General features: G+C 45.1%; 12 protein-coding genes. 5 read left to right on the forward strand and 7 right to left on the reverse strand.

All coding sequences use genetic code 11. The features are described 5' to 3' along the window. Nucleotides 1-14 precede the first annotated feature (14 nt). Nucleotides 15-1,169 carry a patatin-like phospholipase family protein gene (locus RH89_RS20720; protein ID WP_004406066.1) on the reverse strand — a complete coding sequence of 385 codons (1,155 nt, stop codon included), beginning with the start codon at nt 1,167-1,169 and terminating at the stop codon, nt 15-17. 26 nt (nt 1,170-1,195) lie between these two features. Beyond that, entirely contained in the window at nt 1,196-1,288 is a 93-nt protein-coding gene (gene cydH / locus RH89_RS29770) for a cytochrome bd-I oxidase subunit CydH (protein ID WP_004406067.1), read from the reverse strand. 579 nt (nt 1,289-1,867) lie between these two features. Between cydH and RH89_RS20725 the strand changes: the two genes are divergently transcribed. After that, nucleotides 1,868-3,334, forward strand: a complete 1,467-nt coding sequence (locus RH89_RS20725; RefSeq protein WP_004406068.1) for a sodium-dependent transporter — start codon at nt 1,868-1,870, stop codon at nt 3,332-3,334. Continuing rightward, the gene (locus RH89_RS29505) at nt 3,331-3,429 is read left to right on the forward strand and encodes a MetS family NSS transporter small subunit (RefSeq protein ID WP_004406069.1); all 99 of its coding nucleotides are present in this window, start codon (nt 3,331-3,333) and stop codon (nt 3,427-3,429) included. The genes RH89_RS20725 and RH89_RS29505 overlap by 4 nt, the downstream gene beginning before the upstream one ends. A 43-nt stretch (nt 3,430-3,472) precedes the next feature. Here RH89_RS29505 and RH89_RS20730 read toward each other — a convergent pair whose 3' ends face one another. The 4 genes from RH89_RS20730 to hutW all read right to left on the reverse strand — a co-directional run bounded on the left by RH89_RS20730 (nt 3,473) and on the right by hutW (nt 6,587). Further along, nucleotides 3,473-3,898, reverse strand: a complete 426-nt coding sequence (locus RH89_RS20730) for a hypothetical protein (protein WP_004406071.1) — start codon at nt 3,896-3,898, stop codon at nt 3,473-3,475. Between the two features lie 185 nt (nt 3,899-4,083). After that, complete coding sequence (gene hutZ / locus RH89_RS20735) at nt 4,084-4,614, reverse strand: heme utilization protein HutZ (protein WP_004406073.1); 531 nt, start codon at nt 4,612-4,614, stop codon at nt 4,084-4,086. Nucleotides 4,615-4,697: 83 nt separating this feature from the next. Further along, on the reverse strand, nt 4,698-5,204 hold the full coding sequence (gene hutX, locus RH89_RS20740) for a heme utilization cystosolic carrier protein HutX (RefSeq protein WP_004406074.1): 507 nt from the start codon (nt 5,202-5,204) through the stop codon (nt 4,698-4,700). 18 nt (nt 5,205-5,222) lie between these two features. Then, nucleotides 5,223-6,587, reverse strand: coding sequence for a heme anaerobic degradation radical SAM methyltransferase ChuW/HutW (hutW, locus tag RH89_RS20745; protein ID WP_004406075.1), 1,365 nt, complete (start codon nt 6,585-6,587; stop codon nt 5,223-5,225). Nucleotides 6,588-6,926: 339 nt separating this feature from the next. Here hutW and RH89_RS20750 point away from each other — a divergent pair, with 339 nt between their 5' ends. From RH89_RS20750 to RH89_RS20760, 3 genes are read left to right on the forward strand one after another with little or no spacing between them, the layout of a single operon-like run. Then, the gene (locus RH89_RS20750; protein WP_004406078.1) at nt 6,927-7,781 is read left to right on the forward strand and encodes a heme/hemin ABC transporter substrate-binding protein; all 855 of its coding nucleotides are present in this window, start codon (nt 6,927-6,929) and stop codon (nt 7,779-7,781) included. 13 nt (nt 7,782-7,794) lie between these two features. Then, the gene (locus tag RH89_RS20755) at nt 7,795-8,829 is read left to right on the forward strand and encodes a FecCD family ABC transporter permease (protein ID WP_004406079.1); all 1,035 of its coding nucleotides are present in this window, start codon (nt 7,795-7,797) and stop codon (nt 8,827-8,829) included. After that, nucleotides 8,826-9,599 (forward strand): heme ABC transporter ATP-binding protein, encoded by a 774-nt coding sequence (locus tag RH89_RS20760; protein WP_004406080.1) that lies wholly within the window; start codon nt 8,826-8,828, stop codon nt 9,597-9,599. The genes RH89_RS20755 and RH89_RS20760 overlap by 4 nt, the downstream gene beginning before the upstream one ends. Nucleotides 9,600-9,652: 53 nt before the next feature. On the opposite strand, the gene ptsG is transcribed toward RH89_RS20760, so the two are convergent. Further along, on the reverse strand, nt 9,653-11,152 hold the full coding sequence (gene ptsG, locus RH89_RS20765) for a PTS glucose transporter subunit IIBC (RefSeq protein ID WP_004406081.1): 1,500 nt from the start codon (nt 11,150-11,152) through the stop codon (nt 9,653-9,655). Nucleotides 11,153-11,462 lie beyond the last annotated feature (310 nt).

Raw genomic sequence — 11,462 nt, forward strand, 5'->3', positions numbered from 1 at the left:
AGCCTGTTTGGGAATCAGGCAGAGCGAGGGTTTTGACTCGCTTCTGCCTCCAAGTAGGTTTCAATAAACCTGCTTCCGGCTTTCAAACCCAATTCGTAATCGGACAGAAGCGCTTCCCTATCACTCAGAAGAGAAGTCGATTCCAGAGGAGCTTCTGGATGAATTTGTACAACAAAACAATCATCAGGAGGTGACGTCAGAAATTGCTGAGTCAGAGAATAAGTCTGGTAATGCACCATCAACATATCCGCCAAACCAGAATCAAACGTTTCTCCCAGCATATGACTGAGGCGGTATACATCCCCTGCACCAAATAACCAACGCCCACCGTTAAGTAACCTTGGTTGAGCTTTATGAGTGCGATTCAGACCAGACTGATTAAATTTTTCCAATAGAAAATCTGCCCAGTCACTTTTCCACTCCAATACTTTTGTGTCCCACTGACTTTGCAGCGCATCGACCGATTGCCTTAACCAAACTGGCATGGCGTTCTCTGAGTCAGGTACATCTTCTACCGCAGATTGTTGTTCAAACGGTTCAGTACGAATCACAACAATCATTCGCCCACCCATTCGCCAGGCTTGCTGGACAGGCACAGAAGCAGATACGCCCCCATCAAGGTAGCGCACACCATCAATAACCACTTCTCCCTTATACAGCCTCGGAATGGCGCAAGTCGCTTTCAACACATCCACCCAGTTATCTCTCAACATAGGTAGATAATGATCTTGTAGATGAACTGCATCGGTTACTGAAGCAAAGGCTTGCTTACCCTGCAGTTGCTGTCTGCCCAAATCAACGTCGAGTTTATAGGGATACTGGCAAACTTTATCCAGAGCCCAGTCGATATCAAGCGTTTGCTGATTGCGTATATAGCCAAACAGGCTGAAAAATTCAGGTTGCGTGGTTAGATCAAGAAGAAAAGAACGCCCCAACCCAGCCTGACGGCACAGATAAGCGCAAAGGTTTAATGCACCAGCAGAGGTGCCATAGTAGGTATCGAAGGGGTCAAAATCAGAATAAAGAAAAGCGTCTAAAACACCGGCCGTAAAAATACCTCTTTGACCGCCACCTTGTGCGACCAAAGACGTGTTGCCACCAAAATAACTGTGTAAACGAGCGGTATCAATTGCGGTGGCAGACTCCGTGACTATTCCGGCATTTGTCATATCCGGCTTCTAACAACAGCCGCTTCTTAAGCGGTTGTAATCGCGATTACAGCAAATGCCACCAATACAGAAAATACGATGACGGTTGTGCCGACTGCAAATTTCAAATCAAAGTCCATACTTCACCTCCGGTTATTAACAAATTAATAACAGCAGAAAGATTTTCATTCAAGACTTCTTATCAACTTACAAACAAGTATGCTGCCAGTATCACATTTGCAAAAATGTTCACTGATCGTGTTAAGTACAGTACACAAATATCCACATTTGATGTTTTTTCCGTCAAATGAACTTTTTTTCCATTAAGTCATTCATATCTGCGATCAAAACCACAAACAGACTTTTACTAAACATAAGTTACAAATTAGCAGAATATTATTCTTAATTACTATGATTTAAAGATATCGAAACCCATTTCACCTAAACAAATTACACAATAGAAACTATTGCCATACAGAATCTTAATGGGTAGTCTCAACTCTACGCATAGCGGAAAGTTCCAGAATATGCATACACACATCGTAACAAATAGAACTAATCACTGAGTTTCACACTTAAAAACCAAATAATTCCCTAATAAATTGCCTTAGCATTGATTGTTAATTTCAAATTCATGCATTGTGAGCAAAAAACAAATTCAAATATGGGAAGTGTAAGTGTGAATAGACAGGCTCAGTAAGTCGTAAAGGAGTTAATTAATGAAGCGAGAACAATGGGGATCCCGCGCCGGTTTTATATTGGCAGCAGTAGGATCAGCAATCGGGCTTGGAAACATATGGCGTTTCCCTTATATGGCCTACGAGAATGGTGGCGGCGCATTTTTTATTCCATACCTTTTCGCCATGATTACCGCAGGTATTCCATTTATGATCCTCGAATTCAGTATGGGTCAGAAATACCGTGGTTCAGCACCAAAAACGTTATCTAAGATCCATCCTAAATTTGAGTGGCTTGGCTGGTTCCAGGTAGGCGTTGCCGCCGTTATCGCTGTTTACTATGTAGCAGTTATCGGCTGGGCAATTTCTTACTTTGGCATGTCCTTTACTCAAGGATGGGGCGAAGATACAAACGCATTCTTCTTCAGCGAATACCTGCAACTGGGTAATAACTCACCAACAAATCTTGGTAGCATTCAGTGGAAAATTGCCATAGCGATGCTGATTGCTTGGGGGATTACCTACGCAGCAATCGTTGGTGGCGTGAAATCTGGTATCGAACGCGCGTCTAAGATCATGATGCCTGTTCTGTTCATCATGGTTATTGTTCTGATTGGTCGAATGATCTTCCTGCCTGGCGCACTTGACGGTGTTAACTACATGTTCGAACCTGATTTCAGCAAGATATGGGATGTTAAGGTGTGGGCAGCTGCTTACGGTCAGATTTTCTTCTCCTTAAGTATCGGCTTCGCCATCATGCTAGCTTACTCAAGCTACCTACCTGAGAAATCAGACATCACGAACAACGCGTTCATGACAGTATTGATTAACTGTGGTTTCTCGATTCTGGCGGGTATCATGATCTTCTCTGTATTGGGTTACATGGCTCAGGAACAGGGTAAACCTCTGACAGAAGTTGTATCTGCGGGCGTAGGACTGGCATTTGTTACTCTGCCAGCAGCAATCAACTTGCTTCCTGCACCATATATCCTTGGTCCACTGCTGTTCTTTGCACTTGTCGTAGCAGGTCTTAGTTCGCATATTTCCATCATGGAAGCGGTAACGTCTGCCATCATGGATAAGCTGAAGTGGAGCCGTAAGAAAGCCGCAAACATTGTGGTAGGTATCGGGCTTGTGGTTTCTATGGCGTTTGCAACTAACGGTGGTTTGTTACTGCTGGATCTTGTAGACCACTTCGCAAACAACGTGGGCATCATGCTAGGCGGTCTGATCGAAATCGTATTGATGGCTTGGATTGTGAGTAAAGTAGGCGAAGTTCGTGAATACGTTAACGGTTCTTCAGATTTCGCTATCGGTCAGTGGTTTGATATCTGTTTGCGCTTTATTACGCCAGCGATTCTGATTTACATTTTAATCAACAAGCTTAGCGCTTTGTTCACCGATGGCTACGGTGGTTACGACCTGACTCTTGGTTGGGTTCTGATTGCTGCCCTATTTGCATTCGGTCTTATCATTAACGCAACTAGCCGTAAGGAGATCAACGCATGACAACAGGTGCAATCATCATGATGGTTTTAGGTTTGGGTATCACTTGGGGCGGCGCAGCATTCTGCATCAAGCGAGCGATGGACAAACAAGACTAATCAGTCGCTTAAATAAAAAATGCCGGCAGTTGCCGGCATTTTTTTAGAATGAATATCGGACACCAACCGAAGCATCCAATCCTAAGTTAATACCTTTATGGATGTTCAGACCCGGAGCAACTTGCGCATACGCATCCCAGCCTTTGGCGAAATCCCAATCCAGCCCCAATGGCATTCTTGGTCCAAAGCTTTCCTCCCAGCCAATCCAGGCACCAGCTCCAAAGTACCAGGTAAAAGGCACTTCTGAAGATTCGAACTGACCTTTTTTGAGTAGATAATCAGCCGAAATGCCGTGATTGCCGATCGCAAAGTTGTAGGTATCTTTGTATTGAGCCACAACACTCAAACCTTGGTCTAAGCCCATACCCAACTTCCATTCACCTTTCTGATTAGACTCTGCGAATACAGGCTGAGCAACCACTGTTAGCAGCATTGCTACACCAGCTACTGAACGAGAAACAGCTTTCATTTTTAACCCTTACACAATTTCGTTGTGCGGATTTTCCGTAAACCTATGGTTGGGGTAAATAGAAAAGAAGTTAAAGTTGTGTCAATTTATTGATGAATACGTGTGGCTTGTACGGCTAAAGAAGGTTGGAGATAGAAAAAAGGTCAGCACTGCTGACCTTTAATGATGTATACGGTGTGATGGTTTTAGTCTTGTTCGATCTTCTTATGACCTTCATCAAGATGTACAACATCAACCAAATCATCGCCAGACACCTGGAATGCCTGTCCAAAACCTTTTACAAACAGCCCTTTGATAGGCGTGAGCTTAAACAGTTTGAAATCCTGAAGCTGGCTAAGACCATCAATGATATCGCCAAAGCGGTCACGCATCTGGTCAATAACTTCACCCCATTGTGCCGCCTCACGATCAACCACTGAAGCCGTTGCATCAAATGTTAGACGCTTACGTGCAAACAACTGCTTTGATGTGTCCTCATCTTCGATCATCATGATCGAAACTTGAGGGTTTGTTGCAAGGTTTCTTGCGTGACGAGCAATTTCAGAGATCAGTACAAAGTAACCATTTTCGTTTTGAACAAACGGTGCGTAGCTCACGTTTGGACGGTTTTCTTCGTCTACTGTTGCCAGTTGTAATGTCTTACGCTCTTCACGGAACTCTTTGATTTCAGGTCCTAAACGAGTCTGCAAGCGCTCTTGTTTTGCAGCTTGATCCATATTGTTCTCTCCTAACACTTATATTTAATCTAACATGCAGCCATGAGTCGATCTCATTTTTCTTTCGCTGCACGTCAGTTGAACTACGCGTATTGCTTCTTTAGCGCGTTAAACTTTTCTACCTGCTCTGGAATGAGCACTCTCTTCTCATCTCGACCCAGGTAAATTTTGAAAATGCTGTCTCCCTGCTCCGTAAAGAAACCGAAGTAATGGCTTTCTTTACCACGGAAAGGCTTACTGACCAGAGCAACGGCTTTGACCAGATCTAGCTTAAGGTGACCATGCATTTCGCCTTGTTTACCCATCAGGTTGTAATAACCGTGTGCTACCTTGCCTTTAGGGAACGGGGCTTTCACTTCAAAAATTGAGCCCATTGAGTGAACAATCGTTGTTACCGGTCCCCAATCGACTAAACCTTCCAGAATTTCCTGAGCAGATTCACCCGCAATCATCGTCGCCATGTCACCTGGAAGTGAACGAACCACTTCCAGTTCTGATACATTTAATTGCTCTGCGATGGTCGAAGGAAGTAACGTTTCATCTTGCTCTAGCAGTTCAGCAACATTTTGTTTTAATTGTTCTTTATCCATAATATTTCCAGTTAACAGCTACGCAACACTCGCAGCATTTTCGTAAGTTTGAAGTGCTTGAATCACGCCTTGTGCAAGGGTGACAGACCAGAATGATCCAGCAAGTGTCAGTTGCAGATAACGCCCATCCCGCTCAACTAAACCGTTTGATTCCCAATGTTTAAATAGCGGTTCAAGCCACTCAAACACACCAGTGTAACCCAGTTTTTCCAGGTTTCTCGCGGCGAGAACTCCGGCATCAAAGCCTGCTTTAATCTCGTCATGCAAATCGGCGTCTTTGCTTCTGGGCATCATCATTGCCGCAGTTGGCTCACCAGATTTCACTCGCTTCAAATACTGATCCAGCATTCGGACATTCATCAGGGAGTAACCTGATAAATGACCACCAGCACCACAGCCAACCGGCAGTACTTCTGCCGACGTTTTCGCGATGCTGTTGTACAAGCTGCGTTCGCGGTTATCGAGCGCCCAGTGATTCACACTTAAGCGACGCATATGGTGCTTATCCATAAAACTTACCCCAGCAGCAAACAACTCCGCTTTTTCAGGTGTTGTTGCTGGCGGAGGCATTTTTCCTTTCTCGACCAGATTGATCATCGGCGCTGAACCACCAACCATAAGCTGGTACAAATCAATACCGTGAGCGCCTGTTTCAAGATAGTCATTCAAATCTTGTTCAAAGACTTGCCTGTCTTGGTGTGGCAACCCGTAAAGCAGATCGATCACAATCGGCGCTTCATCTTGTCGACTCAGTTCAGAAAGGCGATTAAGTACCACTTCTCTGTCGTCCAAACGTTTTGCGGTCCGACGAACAAGCGTGTTAAAGCTTTGCACACCAAAGGAGAATCGGTTAAATCCTCCTTCCAACGCATTTTCAAACATTTCATCGCTAAAGCGATTAATTCGACCTTCAAGTGTAATTTCACAATCCGTGGTCAATGGAAACAGAGTCCTTATTCTTGTTCCCAGGATCCTAATTTGTTCTGATGACAGGTCCGTAGGAGTACCGCCACCAATATACACAGCGTGAAACGCACCGGACTGAGTCCAGGCTTGTTTCGCTTTATGTTCCAGTTCTACAAGCAATGCAGAAAAATATTCATCTACCAGCTTGCGACTTGCTGCATTCTGAAAGAAGTTGCAAAACGTACAACGAACCCGGCAGAAGGGAATATGAACATAAAGGCATCTTTTCTTGTTTGGGTTTAACTCCGACCCAGACAATGCGAGTTTTAGCTGTTCAGATAATTGCTCTTGAGAAAGTGGAGGCTGTGAACGACCTCCAGCATGCGCTGAGCGCTTTTTTTCGAAGGCAAATCTCAACGGATCCGGGGTGGATGTTCCCAATACAGATTCGTCCAGCACTTGAAGGTTTATAGTCATCTTAGTTTACACACAATGTGCCTCATAACGCTTATACCGAAGTAATCTCTTGGTATTCAGCTGTGCTCGGTCTCTGCGATTACCATCAAAATAAACGACGAATCTCAGCCAATTACTCTTACTAGCATCAGACAGAATATGAAACTCTGAGCGCCGAATCCTAAGGTCACTTGGGTATATATAACTAAGCTCGCAATATAGTAATTTTCAGATTATGATAATGCAATTGATAATTAGTGTCATTCGTATCAGTCTGTCACAATAGTATTTTTATTTCTAAATGCGCCAATATGCAATGTGATTAACTGAAACCTCATCCAAATTAAGAACATTTCAATCATGGAAAAGATCCTATCTACTTTTAAGTCCATTACCATTGCAATGGCAACTTTGCTCATTAGTACGTCCCTTTTTGCTCAAGAACGCGTGATCAGCGCCGGAGCAGCAGTCACAGAATTGATCGACGCTCTGGGGGCTTCCTCTCAGCTTGTAGCGATCGACGTAACAAGCAACCAGCCTGAGGGCAAAGAGCTTCCTGTGATCGGTTATCACAGAAGAATTTCGGCAGAAGGGCTTCTGGCTCTGGCGCCTAACACTTTGATCGGTTCTGAGGAAATGGGACCAGCAACGGCACTAAGCCAGCTAAAAAACGCTGGAGTAAAGGTAGAAGTGGTGAACACGTCTCCTACTGTTGAAGGTCTGCTGTCTCGAATTGACGAAGTGGCTTCAATTACGGGTTCTCAGCAGCAAGCACCTGCTTTAAAAGATAAAGTTCAGACTCAAATCGACACCATCACAAATAACCATCCTGATAAAGCCAAGCAGAAGCGCGTCCTTTTCTTGCTGATTCATGAAGGTCGCCCAGCCAATGTTGCCGGTAGCGAAACAACACCAGATGCACTGATTTCTCTTGCTGGTGCATTTAATCCGGTAGCGGCTTCGGTAAAATCCTATAAGCCTCTTTCGACTGAATCTCTTGTAGAGATGCAGCCAGACGTCATTCTGGTAAGTGGTCGCAGTTGGGAAAAACTAGGTGGTGCAGATGCCATTCTGAAAACCATGCCTTTGCTTGCCGCCACTCCAGCAGGCAAAAACAAAGCGTTTGTCACTATTGATGGAAAAGCACTGGTTGGCGGTCTTGGGTTGAGAACCCTAGAAGAAGCTCAGCGAGTTAACCAAATCCTTTACCCATAAGAAAACGCTATCTATGCTCAGAAAAATTCCAATTTCAGCGTTAGTAATGCTGTTTGTCGCGTTATTGGTGTTTACCTCTGCAAGCTCTATCGCTGTCGGTCCAATGAACATCACCATTGCCGACAGCTTCAAAAGCTTGTTTCCATCGGCTTTTACGCTGCCGGATCACATCAAAATTGTTATCAACGAAATCCGTCTACCTCGCACACTTATGTGCATAATTATTGGTGCGATTCTCGCGCTTTGTGGTGCGGTAATGCAGGGGTTGTTTCGCAACCCACTGGCTGAACCAGGTATTATTGGCGTCTCTGCTGGGGCAATGCTCGGAGCAGCCATTGCAATGGTGCTTTTTGCCAGTTGGCTCGAAGAAGCAGCAACCATAATTAGCCTGTTTGCTGTTCCGATTTTTGCGTTTATCGGTGGCTTAATCGCAACCATGATTGTTTATCGTCTGGGCACCAGCAAATTTGGGACATCCGTAACCATCATGCTGCTGGCAGGCATTGCCATTAGTGCACTTAGCGGTGCTGGAATAGGATATCTGAATTTCGCAGCAGACGATCAGGCACTACGTGACCTTTCTTTGTGGTCTATGGGTTCATTAGCGGGTGCTACCTGGTCAGGAATTGGCTTAGGAAGCGTGACTTTGCTTTTGCTGTACATCACTTTCCGTCGTGAGGCGATGCCTTTAAACGCCATGTTGCTCGGAGAATCTGAAGCCGCGCATATGGGTGTCAACGTTCAGTCCTTTAAGCGTCGTTTGATTGTGTTGTCTGCCATAGGTGTGGGCGTTGCGGTCAGCCTGACTGGAGTGATTGGATTCATCGGTCTTATCGTCCCTCACCTGATAAGAATGCTGGTTGGTCCGGACCATAGAGGTTTACTTCCCCTCTCCGCTTTATTTGGCGCGCTGATATTAACTGGCTCAGATATGATTGCTCGAGTAGCAGTGGCACCTGCCGAACTCCCGGTGGGTATTGTGACGGCTCTGATTGGTACACCTTTCTTCCTTCTTATTTTGATCCAACAGAGAGGGAAAATGATATGACCACTCCAGTTATCTCGGCTAAAAACCTTAATCTGAGCTTTGGCAATCGAAAAATCATCGATGATCTTTCTATCGACATTTACGCAGGTCAAGTGACTGCGTTGATGGGGTCAAATGGCGCAGGTAAAAGCAGCCTGCTGAAAATTTTAAATGGCGAAATCCCAAGTGAAAGCGACGTTTACTATCTGAATAAGTCACGTACTGAATGGGATAAAACCGAATTAGCGAAGTACGTAGGCATGCTTCCTCAGCACAGTACTTTGAGTTTCCCATTTCTTGCTCAGGAAGTGGTTGAACTTGGTGCCATGCCATTGGCTCTTCCGAACTCAGAAATAAAACCGCTGGCATCCGAGATGATGCGTAAAGTGGACGTTTCAGACTTGGCTAACCGCCTGTACCCTTCTCTTTCTGGCGGAGAAAAGCAGCGGGTTCACTTAGCGCGAGTATTGCTGCAGATTTCCAGTAGTGAGAATAAAATCCTGATGCTGGATGAGCCTACTTCGGCTCTGGATCTTGCCCATCAACACAGCACGTTAGCATTGGCAAGGGAATTGGCAGCAGAAGGAGCGGCAGTTATCGTTGTATTGCACGACCTGAATTTGGCGGCACAATATTCAGACAGAATGATTTTCCTGAATAACGGAAAGATTGTTGAAGATGACTCACCTTGGGAAGCTCTGAACTCCCAGCTGATCGAAGATGTGTACGGATTCAAAACCTTCATCGAAAAGCATCCTAAACATCAATATCCTGTCGTCTACCCTGCTTAATAAAACAAAAAAACCAGCCGAAGTTCGGCTGGTTTTTTAATGATTACCAAGTATTACGCGTTATTGCGAATCCACTCATCCATATCCGTTTTCAGGTTGTCTGAGCGAGTACCAAAGATTGCCTGAACACCACCTGAAACCACAACAACACCTGCTGCACCAAGCTTCTTCAGCTGATCCTGGTCAACCTGTTCAGTGTCTGCGACTGAAACACGCAAGCGAGTGATACACGCATCCAAACCAGTAATGTTTCCTTTACCGCCAAACGCAGAAACAAGGTCACCAGCCAGTTCAGTACCTGTTGATACTGTCGCTTCTTCCTCTGATTCCTCTTCACGACCTGGTGTTTTCAGATCCAGTGCAGTGATCACTGCGCGGAAAACAAAGTAGTAAATTGCTGCATAACCAAGACCTACAGCGATCATCAGTACTTGTTTCTGAGCATTGCCAGACAGAACAATGAAGTCGATCAGACCGTGCGAGAAAGACGTGCCGTGTACAAAACCTAGCATGTTAGACACAACATACGCAGAACCTGCTAGCAATGCGTGGATTCCGTATAGTACAGGCGCCACAAACAGGAATGAGAACTCAATTGGTTCCGTAATACCGGTCAGGAATGAAGTCAGGGCAGCAGATGCCATGATACCCATTACTTTTGCGCGATTTTCAGGCTTCGCACAGTGAGCAATAGCGATTGCTGCTGCTGGCAGACCAAACATCTTGAACATGTAGCCGCCCGCAAGCTGACCGAAACCGTTACCCGCAGCACGAGACGCTTCATCTGCAACAAGGTAGCAAGTAAGTACGCCGTTTTGAGCTTCACCCGCTGCATTCAGACACGAACCCGCTTCGAAGAAGAAAGGCACGTTCCAAACGTGGTGCAAACCAAATGGGATTAGTGAACGTTCAATAATACCGTAGATACCGAAAGCAACGGTTGGGTTCTGATGGGCAGCCCAATCGGAGAACGTCTGCATAACCACTGCGACTGGAGGCCATACGATTGAAAGAACAAGCGCCAATGCGATGGCTAAGAAGCCAGTAATAATTGGAACCGCACGCTTGCCCGCAAAGAAGCCGAGGTATTCAGGCAACTGAATCTTGAAGAAACGGTTAAATGACCAAGCCGCAATACCACCGACCAGAATGCCACCTAGTACACCGGTCTCGTATTGCTTGGTGATCAAATCGATAGATCTGTCATCCAGAACCTGACCTGCCGCCTGTGCAGCAGCCTGAGCAGATTCAACATCCATTTGAGCAAGCACACCCAAAGTTGCCGCCATAATGCCGTAGCCGACAATAGCAGCAAGACCGGATACACCGTCATTATTTGTGAAGCCTAAAGCAACACCTACAGCAAAAAGTAGTGGCATCTGACCAAAGACAGAGCCCCCTGCTTTTTCCATTAAACTTGATACGACTTCTGGGATAAAACTGAGATCGGCGGCACCGACACCTAATAGAATACCCGCGACTGGCAGCACAGAGACGGGAAGCATCAGCGCCTTACCTACTTTTTGCAGGTTAGCGAAAAGATTTTTAAACATGTTTATGCTCCTGATTGATTATTATATTTTGAACACTGACGGCACACCCCCGTAGCCTTGTACCATCCACGATCAGTACCTGTATCTCGATACCAATCACACTAGTAAACATGTCAGGTTTCAAAGGAACGAATTCCTGTTGAGAATTATATTTTTAGCCTCTAAATATTTCGTGACCTATCTCACCCTTTAAATTGGATTGTGAAATTTAGTTCCAAAACAGTACCGGGATCACAGTTCAAATTTTACGATGTAATGCTTTTCAAATATCTAATTCATTGTTTTTTAATAAAGATAAATATCACACCCA

Origin of the sequence: Vibrio nigripulchritudo ATCC 27043 (assembly GCF_000222685.1) — a bacterium.
GTDB lineage: Bacteria > Pseudomonadota > Gammaproteobacteria > Enterobacterales > Vibrionaceae > Vibrio > Vibrio nigripulchritudo.

Bases quoted from the DNA above. Each gene is read 5' to 3' on its own strand.
- RH89_RS20720 (WP_004406066.1), bottom strand. From the start codon at position 1,169: ATGACAAATGCCGGAATAGTCACGGAGTCTGCCACCGCAATTGATACC.
- cydH (WP_004406067.1), bottom strand. From the start codon at position 1,288: ATGGACTTTGATTTGAAATTTGCAGTCGGCACAACCGTCATCGTATTT.
- RH89_RS20725 (WP_004406068.1), top strand. From the start codon at position 1,868: ATGAAGCGAGAACAATGGGGATCCCGCGCCGGTTTTATATTGGCAGCA.
- RH89_RS29505 (WP_004406069.1), top strand. From the start codon at position 3,331: ATGACAACAGGTGCAATCATCATGATGGTTTTAGGTTTGGGTATCACT.
- RH89_RS20730 (WP_004406071.1), bottom strand. From the start codon at position 3,898: ATGAAAGCTGTTTCTCGTTCAGTAGCTGGTGTAGCAATGCTGCTAACA.
- hutZ (WP_004406073.1), bottom strand. From the start codon at position 4,614: ATGGATCAAGCTGCAAAACAAGAGCGCTTGCAGACTCGTTTAGGACCT.
- hutX (WP_004406074.1), bottom strand. From the start codon at position 5,204: ATGGATAAAGAACAATTAAAACAAAATGTTGCTGAACTGCTAGAGCAA.
- hutW (WP_004406075.1), bottom strand. From the start codon at position 6,587: ATGACTATAAACCTTCAAGTGCTGGACGAATCTGTATTGGGAACATCC.
- RH89_RS20750 (WP_004406078.1), top strand. From the start codon at position 6,927: ATGGAAAAGATCCTATCTACTTTTAAGTCCATTACCATTGCAATGGCA.
- RH89_RS20755 (WP_004406079.1), top strand. From the start codon at position 7,795: ATGCTCAGAAAAATTCCAATTTCAGCGTTAGTAATGCTGTTTGTCGCG.
- RH89_RS20760 (WP_004406080.1), top strand. From the start codon at position 8,826: ATGACCACTCCAGTTATCTCGGCTAAAAACCTTAATCTGAGCTTTGGC.
- ptsG (WP_004406081.1), bottom strand. From the start codon at position 11,152: ATGTTTAAAAATCTTTTCGCTAACCTGCAAAAAGTAGGTAAGGCGCTG.